This is a genomic window from Mycobacterium sp. H4Y, from assembly GCF_000364405.1.
GTDB lineage: Bacteria > Actinomycetota > Actinomycetes > Mycobacteriales > Mycobacteriaceae > Mycobacterium > Mycobacterium intracellulare.
Window position 1 is genome coordinate 3,072,076 of the sequence record NZ_AKIG01000001.1, and the last position, 20,665, is coordinate 3,092,740.

At 68.4% G+C, this 20,665-nt stretch carries 24 protein-coding genes; 8 read left to right on the forward strand and 16 right to left on the reverse strand.

What is annotated here, in order from left to right; translation table 11 throughout:
- Positions 1–23: 23 nt before the first annotated feature.
- Genes ispG through dxr form a run of 3 tightly spaced genes read right to left on the reverse strand, consistent with a single transcriptional unit; the run spans position 24 to position 3,665 of the window.
- Positions 24–1,202, reverse strand: coding sequence for a flavodoxin-dependent (E)-4-hydroxy-3-methylbut-2-enyl-diphosphate synthase (gene ispG / locus W7U_RS13515; RefSeq protein ID WP_008258784.1), 1,179 nt, complete (start codon positions 1,200–1,202; stop codon positions 24–26).
- Between the two features lie 8 nt (positions 1,203–1,210).
- Complete coding sequence (locus W7U_RS13520) at positions 1,211–2,434, reverse strand: M50 family metallopeptidase (protein ID WP_008258786.1); 1,224 nt, start codon at positions 2,432–2,434, stop codon at positions 1,211–1,213.
- 19 nt (positions 2,435–2,453) lie between these two features.
- Positions 2,454–3,665, reverse strand: coding sequence for a 1-deoxy-D-xylulose-5-phosphate reductoisomerase (dxr, locus tag W7U_RS13525; protein ID WP_020823213.1), 1,212 nt, complete (start codon positions 3,663–3,665; stop codon positions 2,454–2,456).
- Between the two features lie 114 nt (positions 3,666–3,779).
- Between dxr and W7U_RS13530 the strand changes: the two genes are divergently transcribed.
- On the forward strand, positions 3,780–4,034 hold the full coding sequence (locus tag W7U_RS13530) for a DUF2631 domain-containing protein (protein WP_036390065.1): 255 nt from the start codon (positions 3,780–3,782) through the stop codon (positions 4,032–4,034).
- 102 nt (positions 4,035–4,136) lie between these two features.
- Here W7U_RS13530 and rlmN read toward each other — a convergent pair whose 3' ends face one another.
- The 4 genes from rlmN to pyrH are packed head-to-tail and all read right to left on the reverse strand — an operon-like array spanning position 4,137 to position 7,620.
- Entirely contained in the window at positions 4,137–5,240 is a 1,104-nt protein-coding gene (gene rlmN, locus W7U_RS13535) for a 23S rRNA (adenine(2503)-C(2))-methyltransferase RlmN (protein WP_008258789.1), read from the reverse strand.
- Between the two features lie 32 nt (positions 5,241–5,272).
- On the reverse strand, positions 5,273–6,217 hold the full coding sequence (locus W7U_RS13540) for a phosphatidate cytidylyltransferase (protein ID WP_036429090.1): 945 nt from the start codon (positions 6,215–6,217) through the stop codon (positions 5,273–5,275).
- Between the two features lie 32 nt (positions 6,218–6,249).
- Positions 6,250–6,807, reverse strand: coding sequence for a ribosome recycling factor (gene frr, locus W7U_RS13545; RefSeq protein ID WP_008258791.1), 558 nt, complete (start codon positions 6,805–6,807; stop codon positions 6,250–6,252).
- Positions 6,808–6,822: 15 nt separating this feature from the next.
- The gene (pyrH, locus tag W7U_RS13550; RefSeq protein ID WP_014712070.1) at positions 6,823–7,620 is read right to left on the reverse strand and encodes a UMP kinase; all 798 of its coding nucleotides are present in this window, start codon (positions 7,618–7,620) and stop codon (positions 6,823–6,825) included.
- Between the two features lie 325 nt (positions 7,621–7,945).
- Between pyrH and W7U_RS13555 the strand changes: the two genes are divergently transcribed.
- Both W7U_RS13555 and W7U_RS13560 read left to right on the forward strand, forming a co-directional pair.
- Complete coding sequence (locus W7U_RS13555) at positions 7,946–8,185, forward strand: CsbD family protein (RefSeq protein ID WP_008258793.1); 240 nt, start codon at positions 7,946–7,948, stop codon at positions 8,183–8,185.
- A 190-nt stretch (positions 8,186–8,375) separates the two neighbouring features.
- Positions 8,376–9,098 carry a response regulator transcription factor gene (locus tag W7U_RS13560; RefSeq protein ID WP_008258794.1) on the forward strand — a complete coding sequence of 241 codons (723 nt, stop codon included), beginning with the start codon at positions 8,376–8,378 and terminating at the stop codon, positions 9,096–9,098.
- 45 nt (positions 9,099–9,143) lie between these two features.
- Here W7U_RS13560 and W7U_RS13565 read toward each other — a convergent pair whose 3' ends face one another.
- Positions 9,144–10,082 carry a lysophospholipid acyltransferase family protein gene (locus W7U_RS13565; RefSeq protein WP_020188526.1) on the reverse strand — a complete coding sequence of 313 codons (939 nt, stop codon included), beginning with the start codon at positions 10,080–10,082 and terminating at the stop codon, positions 9,144–9,146.
- Positions 10,083–10,173: 91 nt separating this feature from the next.
- A complete protein-coding gene (locus tag W7U_RS13570) occupies positions 10,174–10,752 on the reverse strand; it encodes an MPT63 family protein (RefSeq protein WP_008258797.1) in 579 nt (192 codons plus the stop codon).
- Between the two features lie 296 nt (positions 10,753–11,048).
- On the opposite strand from W7U_RS13570, the gene W7U_RS26475 reads away from it, so the two are divergent.
- From W7U_RS26475 to W7U_RS13585, 4 genes are all read left to right on the forward strand, one after another.
- Complete coding sequence (locus tag W7U_RS26475) at positions 11,049–11,225, forward strand: hypothetical protein (RefSeq protein WP_167324040.1); 177 nt, start codon at positions 11,049–11,051, stop codon at positions 11,223–11,225.
- A gap of 82 nt (positions 11,226–11,307) precedes the next feature.
- Positions 11,308–12,147 carry an SDR family oxidoreductase gene (locus W7U_RS13575; protein WP_008258798.1) on the forward strand — a complete coding sequence of 280 codons (840 nt, stop codon included), beginning with the start codon at positions 11,308–11,310 and terminating at the stop codon, positions 12,145–12,147.
- Between the two features lie 81 nt (positions 12,148–12,228).
- A complete protein-coding gene (locus W7U_RS13580) occupies positions 12,229–13,299 on the forward strand; it encodes a hypothetical protein (RefSeq protein WP_008258799.1) in 1,071 nt (356 codons plus the stop codon).
- Between the two features lie 10 nt (positions 13,300–13,309).
- Positions 13,310–13,642 (forward strand): hypothetical protein, encoded by a 333-nt coding sequence (locus W7U_RS13585; RefSeq protein WP_008258800.1) that lies wholly within the window; start codon positions 13,310–13,312, stop codon positions 13,640–13,642.
- On the opposite strand, the gene W7U_RS13590 is transcribed toward W7U_RS13585, so the two are convergent.
- The 5 genes from W7U_RS13590 to W7U_RS13610 all read right to left on the reverse strand — a co-directional run bounded on the left by W7U_RS13590 (position 13,608) and on the right by W7U_RS13610 (position 17,842).
- Entirely contained in the window at positions 13,608–13,964 is a 357-nt protein-coding gene (locus W7U_RS13590) for a hypothetical protein (RefSeq protein ID WP_008258801.1), read from the reverse strand. The two genes, W7U_RS13585 and W7U_RS13590, sit on opposite strands and share 35 nt — an antisense overlap.
- 1 nt (position 13,965) lies before the next feature.
- On the reverse strand, positions 13,966–15,456 hold the full coding sequence (locus W7U_RS13595) for a molybdopterin-dependent oxidoreductase (protein ID WP_014712071.1): 1,491 nt from the start codon (positions 15,454–15,456) through the stop codon (positions 13,966–13,968).
- Between the two features lie 11 nt (positions 15,457–15,467).
- Positions 15,468–15,968, reverse strand: coding sequence for a hypothetical protein (locus W7U_RS13600; protein ID WP_008258804.1), 501 nt, complete (start codon positions 15,966–15,968; stop codon positions 15,468–15,470).
- 139 nt (positions 15,969–16,107) lie between these two features.
- A complete protein-coding gene (locus tag W7U_RS13605) occupies positions 16,108–17,085 on the reverse strand; it encodes a phosphatidylserine decarboxylase (RefSeq protein WP_008258805.1) in 978 nt (325 codons plus the stop codon).
- 343 nt (positions 17,086–17,428) lie between these two features.
- Positions 17,429–17,842, reverse strand: coding sequence for a ChaB family protein (locus W7U_RS13610; protein ID WP_008258806.1), 414 nt, complete (start codon positions 17,840–17,842; stop codon positions 17,429–17,431).
- Between the two features lie 132 nt (positions 17,843–17,974).
- On the opposite strand from W7U_RS13610, the gene W7U_RS13615 reads away from it, so the two are divergent.
- Entirely contained in the window at positions 17,975–18,400 is a 426-nt protein-coding gene (locus tag W7U_RS13615) for a MarR family transcriptional regulator (protein ID WP_008258807.1), read from the forward strand.
- Here the strand turns inward: W7U_RS13615 and W7U_RS13620 are convergent, their stop codons facing one another.
- Both W7U_RS13620 and tsf read right to left on the reverse strand, forming a co-directional pair.
- Positions 18,401–19,804, reverse strand: coding sequence for an amidase (locus tag W7U_RS13620; RefSeq protein WP_008258808.1), 1,404 nt, complete (start codon positions 19,802–19,804; stop codon positions 18,401–18,403).
- Between the two features lie 31 nt (positions 19,805–19,835).
- Positions 19,836–20,663 (reverse strand): translation elongation factor Ts, encoded by an 828-nt coding sequence (tsf, locus tag W7U_RS13625; protein ID WP_008258809.1) that lies wholly within the window; start codon positions 20,661–20,663, stop codon positions 19,836–19,838.
- Positions 20,664–20,665: the final 2 nt, after the last annotated feature.

A 20,665-nucleotide genomic window follows, 5' to 3' on the forward strand; every position in this document is an offset into this window, starting at 1 on the left:
GAGGGCCAGGGCGCTGGCGTTTATCAGCTTACGGTCACAACCGGCGAACCGCTCGATGTTGTGTCCGGTCCGTGATCGCCGCCCATCTCTGTGCCCATTTCAGCGGCGAGCCGCATCGCCTCTTCGATCAAGGTCTCGACGATCTGCGCCTCGGGCACGGTCTTGATCACCTCGCCGCGAACGAAGATCTGCCCCTTGCCATTTCCCGATGCGACGCCGAGGTCGGCCTCCCGGGCCTCCCCCGGACCGTTGACCACGCAGCCCATCACGGCGACGCGCAGCGGGACGTCGAGACCGTCGAGGCCCGCCGAGACGGCGTTGGCCAGGGTGTAGACGTCGACCTGCGCGCGGCCGCACGACGGGCAGGACACGATCTCGAGCCCGCGCGGGCGCAGGTTCAGCGACTCGAGGATCTGGATGCCGACCTTGACCTCTTCGACCGGCGGCGCCGACAGCGACACCCGGATGGTGTCGCCGATCCCGCGCGACAGCAGCGCGCCGAACGCGACCGCGGACTTGATGGTGCCCTGGAACGCGGGGCCGGCCTCGGTGACACCGAGGTGCAGCGGATAGTCGCACCGCTCCGCCAGTTGCTCGTACGCGGCGACCATCACCACGGGGTCGTTGTGCTTGACGCTGATCTTGATGTCGCCGAAGCCGTGTTCCTCGAACAGCGAGGCCTCCCAGAGCGCGGACTCGACCAGCGCCTCGGGGGTGGCCTTGCCGTACTTCTGCAGGAACCGCTTGTCCAGCGAGCCCGCGTTGACCCCGATGCGGATCGGGATGCCGGCGGCGCCGGCGGCCTTGGCGACCTCGCCGACGCGGCCGTCGAATTCCTTGATGTTGCCCGGGTTCACCCGCACCGCGGCGCATCCCGCGTCGATCGCGGCGAAGATGTACTTCGGCTGGAAGTGGATGTCGGCGATCACCGGGATCTGGCTGTGCCGGGCGATCTCGGCCAGCGCGTCGGCGTCCTCCTGACGCGGGCAGGCCACGCGGACGATGTCACAGCCGGCCGCGGTCAGCTCGGCGATCTGCTGCAGCGTGGTGTTGACGTCGTGGGTCTTGGTGGTGCACATCGACTGCACCGAGATCGGGTGGTCGCTGCCGACCCCGACGTCGCGCACCATCAGTTGGCGCGTTTTGCGCCGGGGTGCGAGCGTGGGCGCCGGGGCGTCCGGCATGCCCAGGCCAACGGACATGAGTTCTCCTACTGAAACAGCCTGATCGGGTTGACCAGATCGGCGGTCACGGTCAGCAGCATGTAGCCGACCACGAACACCAGCACGACGTACGTCGCCGGCATGAGTTTGAGGTAGTTCACCGGCGCGGCCGCGACCATGCCCCGGGCCGAGCGGATCAGGTTGCGGACCTTTTCGAACATCGCGATCCCGATGTGCCCGCCGTCGAAGGGCAGCAGCGGCACCAGGTTGATCGCGCCCAGGATGAGGTTCAGCTGGGCCAGGAAGAACCAGAACGCCACCCACAGTCCGTGGTCGACGGTGTCGCCGCCGATGATGCTGGCTCCGACCACGCTCATCGGCGTCTGCGGGTCGCGCTGGCCGCCGCCGATGGCGTGCACCAGCGCACCGACCTTGGTGGGAATTGTGACGAGCGCCTTGCCCACCTCGACGGTCAGGTCCCCGGCGAACGCCAGACTGCCCGGGATCGCCGAGAGCACCCCGTAGTGCGTCGGGCCGGTCCGGACGGCGCCGACGCCGATGGCGCCGACCGTCGAGGCTTGCGGTTGAGCGCCCTGCCCGTCGGGCCCGGTGGTCAGGTAGCGCTGCGTGGGCGTGACGTTGACGTAGGTGGTGATGGCGGTGCCGTCCCGCTCGGCGACGATCGGGGTGTTGCCGTGCACCTTGCGGATGGCCGCGGCCATCTCCTCGAAGGTCGACACCGGGGTGTCGCCCACCTTGACGATGACGTCGCCGGGACGGATTCCGGCGAGTGCCGCCGGCCCGGGCCCGGTGCAGTCCGCGATCTTGCCGGGCGCCACTTCCGGTGCCACACAAGCGGTTTCGCCGACCACCGCCTTGGTGGGCGGGTGCAGGTCGGGCAGGCCCCACACCAGCGCGATGCCGTAGAGCAGCACCAGGCAGATGACGAAGTTCGCGGCGGGCCCGGCGAACAGCACCGCGACGCGCTTCCAGACCGCCTGCTTGAACATGGCGCGGTCGGTCTCGTCGGGCGCCAGCTCCTCCACCGAGGTCATGCCGGCGATGTCGCAGAATCCGCCCAGCGGCACGGCCTTGAGGCCGTACTCGGTCTCGCCGCGGCGGGTCGACCACAGCGTGGGGCCGAAGCCGACGAAGTAGCGCCGCACCTTCATGCCGGTGGCGCGCGCAACCCACATATGGCCGCACTCGTGCAGGGCCACCGAGATCAGGATGGCCAGTGCGAACAGCACAATGCCGATGACGAACATCATTAGGCTGCGAGGACCTTTCTCACACCGCTCCGGAGGCTTTGACCGATAAGTTGGCGGGCTGCGCCTGTGCGACGACACGCTGGGCCCGCTCCCGTGCCCAGCGCTGCGCGTCGAGTACCTCATCCACGTTAGCGGGTGAGACGGCCCATTGGTCGGCGGCGTGCAGCACGTCGGCGATGGTTTTGACGATGGCACCGAACCCGATGCGGCCCGCCAGGAACGCCTGCGCCGCCTCCTCGTTGGCGGCGTTGTAGACCGCGGTCATGCAGCCGCCGGTCTGCCCGGCGTGCCGGGCCAACTCGACGGCGGGGAAGACGTCGTTGTCCAGGGGCTCGAATTCCCAGCTAGACGCCGTGCTGAAGTCGCAGGAGGCGGCCGCGCCGGGCACCCGGCGCGGCCAGCCCAGGGCCAGCGCGATCGGCAGCCTCATGTCCGGCGGGCTGGCCTGGGCGAGGGTCGAGCCGTCGACGAAGGTGACCATCGAATGAACAATCGACTGGGGGTGCACGACCACCTCGATGCGGTCATAGGGAAGGCCGAACAGCAGGTGGGTCTCGATGAGCTCGAGCCCCTTGTTGACCAGCGAGGCCGAGTTCAGCGTGTTCATCGGGCCCATCGACCACGTCGGGTGGGCGCCGGCCTGCTCGGGGGTGACGTCCTCGAGCTGGGCGGCGGTCCAGCCGCGGAACGGGCCGCCGGACGCGGTCAGCACCAGCTTGGCGACTTCGTCGGGAGTCCCGCCGCGCAGGCACTGGGCCAGCGCGGAATGTTCGGAGTCGACCGGCACGATCTGGCCGGGCTTGGCGGCCTTGAGCACCAGCGGACCGCCGGCGATCAGCGATTCCTTGTTGGCCAGCGCCAGCCGGGCGCCCGACTCCAGCGCGGCCAGGGTGGGCCGCAGGCCCAGCGCCCCCACCAGCGCGTTGAGGACGACGTCGGCCTCGGTCTCCTGGACCAGCCGGGTGACGGCCTCGGGCCCGGCAAAGGGGATGTCGCCGGCCCGCCGCGCCGCCGCTTCGTCGGCGACCGCGATGTTGGTCACACCGGTGGCGGCGCGCTGGTGCAGCAGCGTGTCCAGGTTCGCCCCACCCGCGGCCAGGCCGACCACTTCGAAGCGGTCCGGATTGGCCGCGATGACGTCCAGCGCCTGGGTGCCGATGGAGCCGGTGCTGCCCAGCACCAGCACGCGCACGCGGCCCGGGGTTTGCCCGTCGGTCGTCGGGTTGGTCACCCATTCATTGTGCCGCCCGGCCCGGACGGGGGCCACGATGCGGCCGCGCCCGCGGCGCGGCCTTATGCCAGAATTTGGATTCAGCAAGCCGATCCGATCCGAAAGGGATTCGCCGTGGCCAGTACCGAGGTCGAACACTTCACCGGCGTCGACTCCGTCGAGGTGCCGTCGGCGGCGTGGGGTTGGAGCCGGATCAATCACCGGACCTGGCACATCGTCGGCCTGTGCATCTTCGGGCTGTTGCTGGCGATGCTGCGCGGCAACCACGTCGGCCACATCGAGGACTGGTTCCTGATCGGCTTCGCGGCCCTGGTCCTCGTCGTCCTGATCCGCGACCTGTGGGGCCGCCGGCGCGGCTGGATCAGGTAGCTGGCGCCTTCGGCGCGGCCGAGCGTCGAGTTGTGCGGCGAATTCGCGGTGTTTCGCCGCACCAAGTCCACGTTGGGCGCCGGGTGAGCGCCTGCGCTCTCGCTACCGGTTCTCGAAGGCCAGCTGGCCGCACGCGGCGCTGATCTCCCGGCCGCGGGTGTCGCGGACCGTGCAGGACACGCCCTTGGCGCGGACCCGCCGCACGAACTCGCGCTCGACCGCCTTCGGGCTCGCATCCCACTCGCTGCCCGGCGTCGGGTTCAGCGGGATCAGGTTGACGTGCACCAACGGCCCCAGCGCGCGATGCAGCCGCTGCCCCAACAGGTCCGCCCGCCACGGCTGGTCGTTGACGTCACGGATCAGCGCGTACTCCACCGATACCCGCCGGCCGGTGACGTCGGCGTAATACCGTGCGGCGTCGAGCGCCTCGGCGATCTTCCACCGGTTGTTGACCGGCACCAGCGTGTCGCGCAGTTCGTCGTCGGGCGCGTGCAGCGACAGCGCCAGGGTCACCGCGAGCCCTTCGTCGGCGAGTTTGCGGATCGCGGGCGCCAGGCCGACCGTCGACACCGTCACCGAACGGGCCGAAATGCCGAACCCGTGGGGCGGCGCGGCGATGATGCGCCGCACCGCGGCGACCACCCGGGCGTAGTTGGCCAACGGCTCCCCCATGCCCATGAAGACCACGTTGGACAGCCGCTGACTGGGCGGGCCGAAGTCGTCGCGCAGCACCGCGGCGGCGGCGCGCACCTGCTCGAGGATCTCGGCCGTCGACAGGTTGCGGCTCAACCCGCCCTGGCCCGTCGCACAGAACGGACACGCCATGCCGCAGCCGGCCTGCGACGAGATGCACACCGTGTTGCGCTGCGGATAGCGCATCAACACCGACTCCACGGTGACCCCATCGAGGGCCCGCCACAACGTCTTTCGCGTCTCGCCGGCGTCGCAGGCCACCTCGGAGACCGCGGTGAGCAGGATCGGGAACATCGTGTCGGCGATCGCGTCGCGCAGCCCGGCCGGCAGGTCGGTCATCTGCCGCGGGTCGGCGATCAGCCGCCCGTAATACTGATGCGCCAGCTGCTTGGCGCGAAAGGCCGGCAGCCCCAGCTCGGCGACGGCGGCGGCGCGGCCGTCCGCGTCGAGATCGGCCAGGTGCCGCGGCGGCTTGCCGGGTCGCGGCTCGGAGAACACCAGTTGTTGGACCATGACCTGTCCAGTATCGGTCACGTCGGGCCGACCTAGGGAACGAGCGTCAGCACCGTCCACGCCGCGACCGCCGACGGCAGGACGCCGTCGAGGCGGTCCATCAGTCCGCCGTGGCCGGGCAGCAGCCGGCCCATGTCCTTGATGCCGAGGTCGCGCTTGATCTGCGATTCCACCAGATCGCCGAGCGTGCAGGTCAAAACGAGCACCAGACCCAGCAGCGCGCCCACCCACGGCGGTTTGCCGGCGAGGAAGGTCGCGGTCAGGGTCGCCGCGGTGATGCCCAGGACGAGCGAACCGGCGAGCCCCTCCCAGGACTTCTTCGGGCTGATCGCCGGGACCATCGGGTGCTTGCCGAACAACACGCCGACGGCGTAGCCGCCCACGTCCGACGCGACCACCGTGATCATCAGGCAGAACACCCGCCCCGCGCCGTCGGCGGGATACACCAGCAACGCGGCAAAGGACGCGAACAGCGGCACCCACGCGGCCAGGAAAATTGTGGCGGACGCGTCGCGCAGGTAGGACGGCGACGGGGACCCACCGGCGGGTTCGGGCGGTGTGCGGTTGTCCTGCATGAACAATCGCCAAAACAGGCACGCCACCACGGTGACGCCGAAGCCCGCCAGCGCGCCGGCGGCGTGGAACGGCCAGGTCAGCCACACCGTGAGCTGCCCGCCGGCCAGCAACGGGATGACCGGAATGACGAATCCGGCTTCACGCAGCCGCCGCACCACCTCGTGGGTGGCGACCAGGATGGCCATCGCGACGATCGGGACCCAAAAGCGGGGGGCGAACACCAGCGTGACGACCAAAGCGCCGCCGATACCGGCGCCCACCGCGATCGCGGCGCGCAGGTCGCGGCCGGCCCGCGAGGTCTTCTTCGCGGGCGGCGGCATCGCCGTGAACGCAGGCTCCGGCTGGGCTGCGGCGCCGGGCTCGTCGGGCGGGGTGCCTGCGCCGGGATCTGGGGTAGCCACGGGCCTGAGTCAACTTAGCTGCCGAGTGGTCGCTAGACCTCCAGCAGCTCGCCTTCTTTGTGCTTGACCAACTCTTCGATCTGGGTGGTGTACTGGTGCGTGGTCTTGTCCAGGTCCTTTTCGGCCCGGCCGACCTCGTCCTCGCCGGCCTCGCCGTCCTTGCGGATGCGGTGCAGCTCCTCCATCGCCTTGCGGCGGATGTTGCGCACCGAGACCTTGGCGTCCTCCCCCTTGCTCTTGGCCTGTTTGACCAGCTCGCGGCGACGTTCCTCGGTGAGCTGCGGGACCGCCACGCGGATCAGGGTGCCGTCGTTGGTGGGATTCACGCCCAGGTCGGAGTTGCGGATCGCCGTCTCGATCGCCCCCACCTGGCTCGCCTCGTAGGGCTTGATCACCACCAGGCGCGCCTCGGGGACGTTGATGCTCGCCAGCTGCGTGATGGGGGTGGCGGCGCCGTAGTAATCGATCACGATCCGCGAGAACATGCCGGGATTGGCGCGCCCGGTCCGGATGGTCGACAAGTCGTCGCGGGCGACCGCTACGGCCTTCTCCATTTTCTCTTCAGCGTCGAAGAGAGCCTCGTCAATCATCTGCGCCGCTCCTCATCAGGTGGTGACCAGAGTCCCGATTTTCTCACCAGCGACCGCCCGGGCGATATTGCCATTGGTCAGCAGGTTGAACACCAGGATCGGCATGCCATTGTCCATGCACAGGCTGAACGCGGTGGCATCGGCCACTCGTAGCCCGCGGTCGATGACCTCGCGATGACTGATCGCGGTGATCAGCTCGGCCTCGGGATACTGCCGCGGGTCCGCGGAGAAGACGCCATCGACGGCCTTGGCCATCAACACCACCTCGGCGCCGATCTCGAGCGCCCGCTGCGCGGCGGTGGTGTCGGTGGAGAAGTACGGCAGGCCCATGCCGGCACCGAAGATCACCACGCGCCCCTTTTCCAGGTGGCGTACGGCGCGCAGTGGCAGGTAGGGCTCGGCGACCTGACCCATGGTGATCGCGGTCTGGACGCGGGTGACGATGCCTTCCTTCTCCAGAAAGTCTTGCAGCGCGAGGCTGTTCATGACGGTGCCCAGCATGCCCATGTAGTCCGAACGGGTGCGTTCCATGCCGCGCTGCTGCAGCTGCGCCCCCCGGAAGAAGTTGCCCCCGCCGATCACGACGGCGACCTGGACGCCGCCGCGGACCACCTCGGCGATCTGCTGCGCCACCAGCGCCACGACGTCGGGATCCAGGCCCACCTGGCCGCCACCGAACATTTCGCCGCCGAGCTTGAGTAGCACTCGCGAATACCTGGCCCGGGTCAGCGCCTGGCCGGAAGCCAGTCCGTTCGTGGGCTCCTGCCTCGGAGCCGCCGGGCCGGCGACGTGGGGCTCCCTGGACTCCGTCATCAGACTCCTCGCATGAGAGTGCCATCCCGGGCGATCTCATCCGGAACGGCATTTCACATCCTGCCTCATCGCAGCACAACGGGGCGTCGGTGGGGTGCATTATGCGCACAGTTGGCGTGCGGGAGCGATTTTCGAGCCTGCCGGTACCGAATGTTCCGACGCCCGGCGCTGCGTTTGAGCCGCCGACGGCAGGGGAACCCGCTACAACGCGGTGACATATGCGGTCTCGAGCAATGAGGACCGGGTTCGCCGTATGACCGGATCGATCGCTCGCGATCGTTGAGCGTGGATCGCTCACAGTACGCCAACGAGGAGGAACGGATCCATGGCGGAAGAAAACAAGTCGGGACCCGCTGAAGCGGTGAAGGGCGTCGTCGAGGACGTCAAGGGTAAGGCCAAGGAGGCCGTAGGCGCGGTGGCCGGTCGCGATGACCTGACCCGTGAGGGCCAGGCGCAGCAGGACAAGGCCGAAGCGCAGCGTGACGCGGCGAAGAAGGAAGCCGAGGCGGAAGCCGCGCGTGGCGGCGCCGAGGCGGCCGAGGAGCGCCAGAAGTCCAACCAGTAGCTTGATGGGAAAGATGGGTCCGGTCCATGAAAATGGGCCGGGCCCATCGACTTTCTCCAGCGCGCCGGCCTGAGTTTGCATAGCTTTGCATAGTTTTCGGCCGAGTGGGTAAACAGCCCTAGCGCTGCCAGACATCTCGCGCGAGGCGCCTACGGACCGGGGGGAACGCAGGGACCTCACGAGGTTGGAGATGTCGTTGGACAGGTCGATGGACATTGTGGTGCTCACCGACGAGGCTGATTTCGAATCGGCCTTACCGGATTTGACCACGTTCGCGCTCCCGGCGCGCGTGGCGCTGACCGCCCACACCGACGGTCATTGCGCCACCGCCGACGTGGCGATCGTCGACGCGCGCAGCAATATGCCTGCGGCCCAGGCGGTTAGCCGCCGACTGGCGGCGCAGAACCCCGCTACCGCGGTGGTGGCCCTGGTGAGGCCGGCGGATTGCGCCGCGGTCGACACCGATGGCAATTTCGACGACGTGATGCTGCCCGGCACCGGCGCGGACGAGCTGCGGGCGCGGTTGCGGCTGGCGGTCGGCCGCCGCCGCGGCACCGCCGACGGCATCTTGAAGTTCGGCGACCTCCGCCTGCACCCGGCGAGCTTCACCGCGTCGCTGGACGGCCACGACCTGACTCTGACCCTGACCGAGTTCAGATTGCTGAGTTTCCTTGTGCTGCATGCCGGCCAGGCCTTCACGCGCACCCGATTGATGCGGGAGGCGTGCGGCTATGACAGCAACAGCCGGGCCCGCACGGTCGACGTCCACATCCGGCGACTGCGCGCCAAGCTCGGCACCCGGCACGAATTCATGATCGGCACCGTCCGCGGGGTCGGTTACCGGGCGCCCACGCCCCCGCAACCGGAGTGGGTGCTCGCCGATCCGGCGCTGACACCCACGCGGGCAACCTGATCCACGACGCCCTCATCGACGTGGCCGCAACGGTTTTCGCGGCCGTCACCCGAAGAACGGGAAGGCGCGCTTGCGCGCCAGCGCGTCCATGCCCTCCTGGATGGAATCCTGCACTTCGTGGTATTTGCGGTCGATGTATTCCTCGTCGTCCGCCCGCGCGGGGTCGTGGTCGAGTTCCACGGCGGGCATGAAGCGCGTCCTGATCTTGGCCGGCAGCGGCAGTTGGGGCAGCGCCGCCGGGGCGATCCCCCACGGCAGCGAGATCGCCAGCGGGAACACCTTGAGCCGCAGTAACCGGTCCAGTTGCAAGGCTTTTGACAGCCGGTCGCCGCGGATCAGCACGGGCATCGCGTCGGCCCCGCCGACGGTGGCGATGGGCACGATCGGCACCCCGGCCCGGATCGCCATCTTGACGAAGCCCGTCCGCCCGGCGAGGTTGGCCCGATCGCGCTCCGTCCATGGGCGCAGCGAGTCCACTTCCCCACCCGGCCACAGCGCGACGTCACGCCCTTCGGCCAGGGCGGTGGCGATCGCGTCCGGGGCGGCCGGGAGCACCCCCATCGACCGGAAGTAGCGCCCGAACAACGGGATTGCCATCAACGCGTCATGGGCGGTGCCGTGCAGCGGCCGGTCCTGGCCGAACCGTCGCCACCATTGCAGACCAACCGTCCAGGCGTCCCACACGAACGGGGCCCCGGAGTGGATCCCGACCAGCAGCGCCGGCGGTGCTTCCGGAATGTTCTCCCAGCCGTCGATCTCCATCCGAAACCAATAGTCCACCAGCACATTCCACAAATACTTCTGTCGCTGCAGGGCGGCCTCGTCCTGGCCGGACAGATCCCAGCGGCCGGCGCGCTCGGCGACCCAGCCGCTCAGCCCGCCGCTGTGTTCGCTGCGCCGCTCGTCCATCGCCGCTCGCGTTCGCTCGGCGTTGCGTTGCGCTTGTTTGCGCACGCTCGCCGGCCTGTGGTCCGGATTACTCATGAATGCCGGGTACCCGGTTCACCCGCGCCCGATTCGTCGGGACGCAAAAACTCCCCGCACCACGGGGGTGCGGGGAGTTTTGCCGGCCGGATCAGGCGCTGGGCGCCGGCGCCGGCGGGGCACCGGGTGCCGGGCTGTTCGGCGCGCCGGGCGCCGGGCTGTTGATCGTCCCGGACGCGGAGCCGCCCTCCATGTTCGACGTCCAGATCAGGACGTCTTGCATGCCGTCGTTGTAGACGACGCCGTTGGGGGGCGCGCCGGTCACGTCGAAGTACAGCGTGCCGGTCGACTCGCTGCCCTGCGGGATCGGCGCGGGGCTGAGCCCGTTCGGGGTCCCGACCTTGTCGATCACCCGGTAATTCTGACCGTTGGGTCCGCGGGCGATGAAGTCGTTGACCATCGGGGTCACGAGGCCGGCCTCCGACCGGGCGCTGATGTCCGCCTGGTAGAGCGTGCCCTTGGGCGTGTAGCCCGGGATGGTGACATTGCTCGGCTGCAGGTTGCTCACGGTGTAATTGGTGATCAGGGCGCCGTCCACGAGCTGTTCGCTGGTGCCGAATCCCTGAATGTTGGGCGGCGGCGAAGCCAAAGCCGGCGCCGCGGCGAAAACGCCCGCGGCCGCAATCCCGGCGGCGGCAACTGTCTTAATGGCCGTCTTGGTGACCTTCATTCTTCATTCCTTTCGTCGCACACAAACGCCCCCCGTCAAGGGCATGCAGATATACGCAGCGAAATAGCCATGCGGCTCCGGCTTTAAACATCTACCCGCGCCGCACGCCAATAATCGGGTCCATTAGCTGGTGAAATGCGGGTGTTTTCGCCGACGACATCTTTGGTAACAGAACACAACATCCGCATCACCGCTAACACCCGCCGCGCGCCCCGATTAAGCCGTGCGCCGCCGGGTAACCGGTGCGCGAAGGCGTTCTGAGCACAGGCCGAGACATCCGCGAAGGGGGCGATCGCGTGCAACGTGGCAACTCCAAGCACAGCTCACGGGAAGACGACGAGCTCAAGCACGAACTGGAGGGCACGGTCCGCGGCAATCGGTCCAGCCGTAGCGAGGAGTGGCGGGACCCGGAGCCGCCGGCCGACGACGATCCGGACGTTCCGGCCGCCGGCCCAACCCGTCGCGAATCGTAAAGCGGGAAGCGGCGCCGGCGTTTGCCCGGGCCGGCTTCTCCAATGACATGGCCAACTTTCGAGCGAGGCAAAGGAAATCAAGATGGGCTTTACCGCGCAACAACAATCCGTCCCGGGCGTGCAGGCCCAGATGGATCCAATTCCCGATTGTGGTGAAAACACTTACCAGGGCTCGGGAAAACTCCTCGGCAAAAAGGCGATCATCACCGGCGGCGACAGCGGCATCGGGCGTGCGGTCGCGATCGCCTTCGCGCGCGAGGGCGCCGACGTGCTGATCGCGTACCTCAACGAGGACGACGACGCGCGCGACGTGGCCCGCTACGTCACCAACGCCGGACGCAAGTGCGTGCTGGTGCCCGGTGACCTCTCCGACGCCGCCCACTGCCGCGCCGTCGTGGACCGGGCGGTGCAGGAATTGGGCGGCGTGGACATCCTGGTCAACAACGCCGCGTATCAGATGATGCGCAAGAGCCTGGACGAGATCAGCGACGAGGAGTGGGATTACACCTTCCGGCTCAACGTGGGCGCGTATTTCTACCTCGCCAAGGCGGCCCTGCCCTACCTGAACGCCGGCTCGTCGATCATCGGCAGCTCGTCGGTGAACTCCGACAGCCCCAATCCGACCCTGGCGCCCTACGCGGCGACCAAGGCGGCGATCGCCAATTTCTCCGCCAGCTTGGCTCAGCTGTTGGGCGAGAAGGGGATTCGGGTCAACAGCGTGGCGCCGGGTCCGATTTGGACGCCGCTGATCCCGTCGACGATGCCGCCGGACAGCGTGGAGTCCTTCGGCGACAACGTGCCGCTGGGGCGTGCCGGCCAGCCCGCCGAACTCGCCCCGCTCTACGTGCTGCTGGCCTCCGACGACGCGAGCTACATCTCCGGGGCGCGGGTGGCCGTCACGGGCGGGCGGCCGATTCTGTAGGCGGCGCTCCCGTCGCGTCCTCTCGCAGGTGTAACGGGCCGCCCGGCGGGGTACAGCCCGGACGGGCGAAACGGCGAAAGGATGGCACCGATCGTGGCCATCGGGAGCGGTCAGCGACGAAGGTTGCGACGGTGGTCGGTCGCGGCGGCCGCCGCAGTCGTGGCGGTAGCGGGTTGTTCGGCGCCCGGGTCCTCGCTGGAGAGCGCGCCGGCGGTCAGCGTGGCGACCATCGACGCGACCCTGCATGACCCGGTCTGGTCCTATCACGACCACGAGTTGCTGGGCCTCACCGACGATCACCGGCTGGCCGCGATCGGCTACGCCGGGCCGGGCACCGCCCATACCCGGCTGTCGGCCCCGATGGGGTCCGGGCGCAACCTGCAGATCAGCCAGAAGGACGACCGCCACGTCTTCGTGCCGCAGCCGGAACGCGGCAAGGTCGCCGTCGTCGACATCGCGACCCTGCGGCCGGTCGCCGAAATCGACGCCGGCCCCGCGCCTTCCTACCTCGCCGAGGACGCCGGCATGCGGGTGCTGCTGGCGCTCGCCGCGGACGGTTCGTCGGTGACGCCGGTGGACCAGTACGGGTTCCGCAAGCTGCCGACGGCCACCTACGCCGGGGAGCCGGCCGACACGATCGACGGGTCCAACCGCGGGCGGCAAATCGAGTACCACCTCTACGGCGCCTCGGGCATCCGCTACTACAAGGGGCCCACGTCGCCGCCCGAAGAACGCGGCTCGCTTCCGATGGCCGTCGCCGTGTGGGCGGGCGACGGAACCCAGGTCACCCGCAGCTATGTGGCCGGGCGCGACGACAAGGTGCTGTACGCGGTCGACTCGCGTCGCGGCGGCGACGGGCTCGAGGTGCTGGCCCGAACCGAACTGTCGTCGCCGATCCGCTATCTGGGCACCGACGACACGCGCATCTACGCGGCCACCGACCGCGACGTGACGGTGCTGGAAACCGCGAGCTTCACCGGCTTTCCGAACGGGACCATCCGGGTGATCCGCACCCTCGACTACCGGGCGGGATTGCCGTCGGGCCCGGTCGCTTCGGCGCCGCTGTCCGGGATGGCGATCGGGCCCAAGCGGGTATATCTGACCCTGCGCGGCCAGCCCCACGTGATCAGCGTGGCGAAGCCACGCCTGTGAGGGAGGTCAGGTGAGCACGACAGCGCGGCGGCCCGAGCCGATCGGCATCGATGACGACTTCGAGCTGCTCGATGAGCAGATCGCGGCGCTCAAAGAGCTCGCGCGACGCGACGACGTTCCCGAAGGGCAGGCCTACGACTTCGGAATCCGTTGGGGGGCAGCGCTCGCCGGGAGGTTCCGGCGGCTGGTGCACTACAGTTGCCTGGGCGTGCTCGACGAGCCCTCCGAACGACGGTTCCAATCCCTGTGTGACGACCTGCGTTCCGTGTCGGAGTTGATCGAGAGGTTCGATCTCGCCCGGCCGCGATTCACCGATACCCCGAGCCACCCCACGTTGCGCTAGCCTGTCTCGCCCTGGCGCGGCTCGCGATGTCCTCGACGTCGGAGATCTCCCGATAGTCGGACAAAAACTCGTTGGCGGCCAACACGATTCCGGTGCGCGGGGCCGGACAGCCGTCGTTGCGGCACGTCAACGCCACCATGAAGGCGTCGTCGTCCTCGTCGAGGAACAAGAATCCGAGATACAGCGCGTGCCCGACGGCGAAATCCTTGCCGCCGCAGCCGGCACAGTGCCCGCCCTTGACGGCCACCAGCTCTGAAACTCGTTCGCGCTCAACGCTTTGCAGGTCGATCAGCTCGGGACGCGTTGCCGAAGGGTCGGGCATGTCAGATCTCCACGTCCTTGTCGTAGTGGACGTTGTCCTCGCGCCAGCCCCCAAGGCCGTGGCCGATGCCGGAGTAGTCGTCGATGAACTCGATCTGGTTGATCCACTTCGCCATCTTGAAACCGACCTGGGTCTCCACCCGCAGCCGCAGCGGCGCCCCGTGCTTGATGGGCAGCGGCTTCCCGTTCATCTCGTAGGCCAGCAAAGTCTGTGGCTTGTAGGCGAGTTCGAGATCGATCACCTCGTAGAACTGGCCCTCCCCCTCCGCGCTGGGCTCGTCGCGGCCGGTGTCCTGCATGGTCAAAAAGCAGATGTACTTCGCCTGCGGGAGCGGACGCACATGATCGGCGAGTTGGGCCAGCGGAATTCCGCTCCACTGGCCGATGCTGGTCCACCCCTGCACGCAGTTGTGCATCACGCGTTGCGATTGCTGTTCGGCCAGGCCGCGCAGCGCGTCGAGGTCCAGCGTCACCGGGTTTTCCACCAGCCCGCCCACCCGCACGCGCCAATCGACGAAGTTGTGCACGGCCATCACCTTGTACTCGGCGCTGGTCGGCGGCTTGCCGTTGACCCGGTGCTCCTTGGACGTCATCCGCTCGGGGTAGTTCTGCCTCGAATTCAGCGGCCGCAACAGGATTTTGCGGGCGCGGGTGACCACGGCGCCGAGCACGCGGCGCACCTGAACGGGCCGGCGCAGGCTCCACACCGTCGCCGCGACGTGGACGGCGACGATGGCGGCGACGATCACCAGCGACAGGGCGGTGGCCCAACCGATGTTGCGCACGGAACCGAAGATCATCGACGCGGTGAGCTGGCCCCAACTCCAGAAGAAGATCATCGACAGGTGGATGACGATGAACACCACAAACGCGATCAGGCCGAGGAAGTGCAGGCTGCGCGCCCATTGCCGGCCGCCCCACATGCGCACATACCAGGGGAACGCGGCCTCGATGGCCGGTGACTGCGCGGCACCCGTCAGGATCTGGAACGGCGCCAGCACGAAGATGACCCCGGCGTAGGTCAGCTTCTGGATGGCGTCCAGTGGCTCGCCCGGCAGCAGCGGCGGCAGGTTGAAGCTCATGTAGGTGACGATGTCGTTCCACGCCTCACCGAAGATCGACCACGACGCCGGCCAGTACCGGTGCCACTGCCCGGTCGCGAACAGCAGGATGTAATACGAGAGGCCGACGAGGATCCAGCCGATCACCGAGAAGAAGTGCCAGTGGCGGCCCATGCCGAGTTTCTTGTGGCCGGGCAACGAGAACAGCGAGCTGTAGTCCTCCTCCTCGTCGAGGGTGTCGTAGAGCTTGTTGACCGGCATTTCCTTGACCGTGAAGCGCGCCCACTCGCTGCCGGGCCTGCTGTCGTCGTGCCAGTACAGCTTCGGGTGCGTGGACAGGATCTCGATGCCGCTGCGGATCACCAGCGTCAGAAAAAGGACATTGAGCCAGTGGTCGATGCGCAGCCACGCCGGATAGTCGAGCACTGTCATGTCGTCACCGTTCAGTCGCGCCAGTTCTGTCGTTGCGGATACGCCACGTTGATGCCGGACAGGACGGTGGTGTGCACGGCGATGAAGGCACCGGCCAACTCCATGGCAAACGTTCCCGGGGCCAGGTCCCACCGCCCGGTCACCGCCACCAGACCCGGCAGGCTGACAAAGCGGCTGACCAGATAGATCACCAGGAAGGCCGCGCACACCAGGCTGCCGGCGTACCAGCCCGCTTGCGGCACAAGGGGTTTGGCGGCAAAGGCCATCGCGGCGGCGACGGCCAGGCAGGCGGCGATCAGCGCGGCCAGATACACCCAGAAATACAGCGGCAGGCCGGGCCGGGTGGCCGCCAGGTAGGCGTGCACCGCCACCAGGCCCATGAGCAGCGATGTGCCCAACGCGGTTACGGTGCGCGGCAAGTCGAAGGCGACGTAGCCGTTGAGCGTGAGAAGGGGCGAGGACAGCACCTTGTGCCACGCCGTGAGCCACAGTCGCCCCAGGAGACCGGCCATTGCGGCTGACTACCCCGACTGATAGCCCCACAAACGATCGACCGAGGCGACCTCGAACGGCTCAATCCGCACCGTCGGAGAAGCCGCCTTGCCCCCCGCAGGCAGGGCTTTTACCCCTTGGGCGGCGTAATAATCACCCTCACTGCGGGTTTCGCGGCGCGGCGCAGCGCGCCACCGGCGAACCGACCAGCCGGAACTCCTCACTGCTGTCCAGCTGGGGATCGACCCCCTCCTGGAAGAGGATGATGATGTCCGAGCCGCCGAACTGGAAGTACCCGAACTCCTCCCCCTTGGCCATGTGTTTGCCGGGCACCGCGGTGAGGACGACCGACGACACGTGGGCCATGCCCACCGGGATGACCGCCACGATGCCGATGTCGCCGCAATCCGATTGCGAGGTGTCGACGGTGACCACGCCGCGGGTCTGGGAGAACTCGTACCCGCTGCTGGCGCTGTCGCTGGAGGCGAACTCGTGTTCTTCCAGGCCCACCCGCATGAAGACTTTCCCGTTGATCCGGAAGGACTCCTCGACCAGTCCCGCGACGGGCAGGTGATAGCGGTGGTAGGCATGCACGGGCAGCATGTAATGCACGAAGGTGCCGCGGGCGAAGCTCTCGCTGTATTGGCTTCCTTCGATGAGTTGCTTGATGTTGCCGTACTTTTCGTTCTTGACGGTGGTGGCGGGGATGCTCGAGTCGGCAGCGATGTCGTAGGCGTGCTGGTATTTGCAGTCGGCCGGTGAGGTCACCACCAGGTTGGTGGTCGGCTCGGCGATCGGGCGCAGCCCCCCGTTGATTTCCCGCGCGATGAACTGGTTGGCGGTCAGCCATCCGCTGGGCGCGTTCGGGGCACCGTCGACCAGCGACTCATGGATGCGGTACTCCGGCGCGTTGTCGATGAACGACTGCAGGGCTTCGGGGCTGAACGACTCCGGCGTGTCCAGGAAATTCCCCCACTGCCGGGCGAAGTCCGTCAGCCATTCCCGAAAGACACCGGAGCCCTGGGCCGGCTCGTCGCCCTGGTCGACCAGGAAGTAGAAGTGCGCCATGCGATCGCTGACCTCTTGAGCCTGCCGCTTTTCGTTCTTCCAGGCGTCCGCGTCCGACTCGTGGGGCACCCATCGGAGGAAGCGCTTCAGGTAGGCCTCGTACTCGCCGATGTCGCGCGGCCACTCGAGCGCCTCGTACAGCTCCGGGTTCAGCTCGGATTCGGCCCGCCCGCGCCTGATGCAAAGACCGCTCGAGCCGATCCGCGAGACCGGGCTCGTTGTTGAGCGTGTCGCGCAGATTGTGGATGACGGAATCCGGCTCGCTCATGTCACTGCTCCCTGGTGTCGTCTGTGCGCGAACGCTTCGCGACCACGGGCAGTCACGTACCCGCGGACTCGGGCGGCAAACGGCGCCGCATCGCCGCGGTGCGCACGCGAACGCAAAGGACCGCGGGGAGTTGGCGATTCCCGCTCAGCGTCCGCGGACGCGGCGATTGTGCTTCTTGATCGCGTCGACCAACTCCGCTTTGTTCATCGTCGATCGGCCCGGAACTTCGAGCCGGCGCGCCACGTCGAGCAGATGCTTTTTGCTGGCGTTGGCGTCGACGCCCTCGGCCGACTCGCCGGACGGTCGCAGCCCGCCACGCTCGGCGCGCTCGTCGGACGGCCCCTTCTTCTCCTTGGGTTCCCAGTGGTCGCCGACCTTTTCGAAACTGTGCTTGACGGCGGCGTAAGCCACCCGGTGGGCCCGTTCCTCGCTGCCGTACTCCTCGGCGGCCGCGTCGTGGGATTTCGCGAACGTGCGTTGCGCTTTGGCGTCGGAACGCCGCAAAGTGCTGGGCAGTTCGCTCTTCTTGGGCGCTCCGCCTTTCGTCGTCTTCGGCATCGAACCTCCTCGTGCGCCAAAAGCGGTGCGGGAAACCTGTTACCGCCGGTCGGTTACCCCGTTGCGGGCCGGGCAATCGCGGTCCGGCAAATGTGCGCCGCGGCCAGGCGAACATATGTCAACATGGTTGACATGAACCAGGACGACGCCCCGCTTGGCTATCTGCTGTACCGGGTGGGGACGGTGTTGCGGCCGGAGGTTGCCGCGGTGCTGAGTCCGTTGGACCTGGCCCTGCCCGAATTCGTTTGCCTGCGCATCCTTTCGATGCACCCGGGGATGTCGAGCGCCGAGCTGTCCCGCCACGCGGGCGTCACCCCGCAGGCGATGAACACGGTGCTGCGCAAGCTGGAGGACGTCGGTGCGGTGGAGCGGCCTTCGTCGGTGTCGTCGGGGCGGGCGCTGCCGGCCAACCTGACCGGCGCGGGCCGCGCCCTGCTCAAGCGCGCCGAAGCGGCGGTGCGCGGCGCCGACGCCCGGATCCTGAGCAAGCTCACCGAGACGCAGCAGCGCGAATTCAAAAGGATGCTCGAAAAACTCGGGTCCGACGAGCAGGCCTGATCACCCGGCCTGGATCCGCGCCCACGGCCGGGCCTCTTCGAGTTCGTAGGCGAGTTCGAGCAGCAGCGACTCCTGCCCCATACCGGTCGACAGCATCATGCCCACCGGCATGCCGTGGGCGGATTGGGCCAACGGCAGCGAGATCGCCGGTTCGCCGGTCACATTGTGCAGCGGGGTGAACGACACCCACTCGATCAGCCGGTTGATGACCTGCTGATAGTCGGTCGGCGCCAGGAACCCGATGCGGGGCGTCTCGTCGGCCAGGGTCGGCGTCAGCACCGCGTCGTAGGTGCCGTAGAACCGCGCGGTGCGCCGCCGCGCCCCGCGCAGGCGCATGATCGCCGCCGGGAGCCGGTGCAGGTGGCGGCCGGTGTGTCGCATGAGGCCCAGCGTCAGGCAGTCCAGCTTGGCGCGGTCGAACGTCTCGCCGAACATGTGCCGTCCGCCGCGCACCTGGGCCAGCGCCAAAAATCCCCAATACAGCACGAAGTCGTCGACGAAACTGGCCGCCACCGGCGGTTCGTCGACGTGTTCGACGCGGTGGCCCAGCTCTTCGAGCAAACCCGCGGATTTCAGCGTCAGCTCCCGCACCGCGGGGCTGCACTCGCGCTGGATCGAGCGGGTCAACACCGCGATCCGCAGCCGCTGCCGGCCGGGCCCGGTGACGTCCCCGACCGGGGCCAGCTTGGGGTTACGCCAGATCCGCTCGGCCTCCCGGTAGAACGCCGCGGTGTCGCGCACCGAACGGGTCACCACGCCGTTGACGACGACGCCGACCGGCATCCGGCGCAGCACCGCGTCCAGGGGCAACCGCCCGCGCGACGGCTTGAGGCCGACGAGCCCGTTGCAGGACGCCGGGATGCGGATCGAGCCGCCGCCGTCGTTGGCGTGCGCGATCGGCACCACACCGGCGGCGACGAACGCCCCCGATCCCGACGACGATGCGCCGGCGCTGTATTCGGTGTCCCACGGGTTGCGGACCGGGCCCAGCCGCGGGTGTTCGGCCGACGCGCTGAAACCGAATTCCGAAAGCTGCGTCTTGCCCAGCGAGGTCATCCCGGTGGCCAGGTACAGCTTCGTGAACACGCTGTCGGCGACGGCGTCGCGGCGTGTCCACGCGTCGGTGCCGTGCATCGACGGCTGGCCCGCGACGTCGACGTTGTCCTTGATGAACGTCGGGACGCCGGAAAAATAGCCGTCGGCCGCCTGCTCGGCGGCCGCACGCGCTTGCCGAAAACCCGCGTACGCCAACCCGTTCAGGGCCGGGTCGACGGCTTCGGTGCGGGCGATCGCCGCCTCGACCGCCTCGGCCCTGCCGACGCGTCCGGAGCGGATGGCCTCGGCGAGCCCGACCGCGTCGAGATCGCCGAGGGCGTCGTCGCCGAACGCGTGCACGTGCCGCATAGCAGTGACGCTAGCCGCTCACGCGCGCCGGCTACGCCTGACCCACCTCGAAGCGCACGAACCGCGTCACCGTCACACCGGCGTCGTCGAGCAGGGCCTTGACCGTCTTCTTGCTGTCGGACACCGACGGCTGCTCGAGCAGCACGGCGTCCTTGAAGAAGCCGTTCAACCGGCCCTCGACGATCTTGGGCAGGGCCTGCTCCGGCTTGCCCTCCGCCTTGGCGGTTTCCTCGGCGATGCGGCGCTCGCTGGCCACCACGTCCTCGGGCACGTCGTCGCGGGACAGGTAGCGGGCCTTGAGCGCGGCGATCTGCAGGGCGACCGCGTGCGCGGCCTCCTTGTCGGAGCCCTGGTACTCGACCAGCACGCCCACCGCCGGGGGCAGGTCCGCCGCCCGCCGGTGCAGGTACGCCTCGACGGTGCCGTCGAAGTTCGCGACCCGGCGCAGCTCCAACTTCTCGCCGATCTTGGCCGACAGCTCGGCGATCGCCTGCTCGACGGTCTTGGTACCCGAGGTTTGGTCAATAGAAGAAGCCTTGAGCGCGTCGACGTCGGCGGCCTTCGACGACACGGCCGCGGCCACGATCTGGTCGGCCAGCGCCTGGAACTCCGCGTTCTTGGCCACGAAGTCGGTCTCGCTGTTCAACTCGATGAGCGCGCCGCCCTGGGTGGCGACCAGACCCTCGGCCGTCGCCCGCTCGGCGCGCTTGCCGACGTCCTTGGCGCCCTTGATCCGGAGCGCCTCGACGGCCTTGTCGAAGTCGCCGTCGCTTTCGGCCAGCGCGTTCTTGCAGTCGAGCATGCCGGCACCGGTGAGTTCCCGAAGCCGCTTGACGTCGGCAGCGGTGAAGTTCGCCAATG

Coding starts and splice junctions, on each gene's coding strand:
- ispG (WP_008258784.1), bottom strand. CDS start 1,202: ATGTCCGTTGGCCTGGGCATGCCGGACGCCCCGGCGCCCACGCTCGCA.
- W7U_RS13520 (WP_008258786.1), bottom strand. CDS start 2,434: ATGATGTTCGTCATCGGCATTGTGCTGTTCGCACTGGCCATCCTGATC.
- rlmN (WP_008258789.1), bottom strand. CDS start 5,240: ATGGTCCAACAACTGGTGTTCTCCGAGCCGCGACCCGGCAAGCCGCCG.
- frr (WP_008258791.1), bottom strand. CDS start 6,807: ATGATTGACGAGGCTCTCTTCGACGCTGAAGAGAAAATGGAGAAGGCC.
- pyrH (WP_014712070.1), bottom strand. CDS start 7,620: ATGACGGAGTCCAGGGAGCCCCACGTCGCCGGCCCGGCGGCTCCGAGG.
- W7U_RS13555 (WP_008258793.1), top strand. CDS start 7,946: ATGGCGGAAGAAAACAAGTCGGGACCCGCTGAAGCGGTGAAGGGCGTC.
- W7U_RS13560 (WP_008258794.1), top strand. CDS start 8,376: ATGTCGTTGGACAGGTCGATGGACATTGTGGTGCTCACCGACGAGGCT.
- W7U_RS13565 (WP_020188526.1), bottom strand. CDS start 10,082: ATGAGTAATCCGGACCACAGGCCGGCGAGCGTGCGCAAACAAGCGCAA.
- W7U_RS13570 (WP_008258797.1), bottom strand. CDS start 10,752: ATGAAGGTCACCAAGACGGCCATTAAGACAGTTGCCGCCGCCGGGATT.
- W7U_RS13575 (WP_008258798.1), top strand. CDS start 11,308: ATGGGCTTTACCGCGCAACAACAATCCGTCCCGGGCGTGCAGGCCCAG.
- W7U_RS13580 (WP_008258799.1), top strand. CDS start 12,229: ATGGCACCGATCGTGGCCATCGGGAGCGGTCAGCGACGAAGGTTGCGA.
- W7U_RS13590 (WP_008258801.1), bottom strand. CDS start 13,964: ATGCCCGACCCTTCGGCAACGCGTCCCGAGCTGATCGACCTGCAAAGC.
- W7U_RS13595 (WP_014712071.1), bottom strand. CDS start 15,456: ATGACAGTGCTCGACTATCCGGCGTGGCTGCGCATCGACCACTGGCTC.
- W7U_RS13600 (WP_008258804.1), bottom strand. CDS start 15,968: ATGGCCGGTCTCCTGGGGCGACTGTGGCTCACGGCGTGGCACAAGGTG.
- W7U_RS13610 (WP_008258806.1), bottom strand. CDS start 17,842: ATGCCGAAGACGACGAAAGGCGGAGCGCCCAAGAAGAGCGAACTGCCC.
- W7U_RS13615 (WP_008258807.1), top strand. CDS start 17,975: ATGAACCAGGACGACGCCCCGCTTGGCTATCTGCTGTACCGGGTGGGG.
- W7U_RS13620 (WP_008258808.1), bottom strand. CDS start 19,804: ATGCGGCACGTGCACGCGTTCGGCGACGACGCCCTCGGCGATCTCGAC.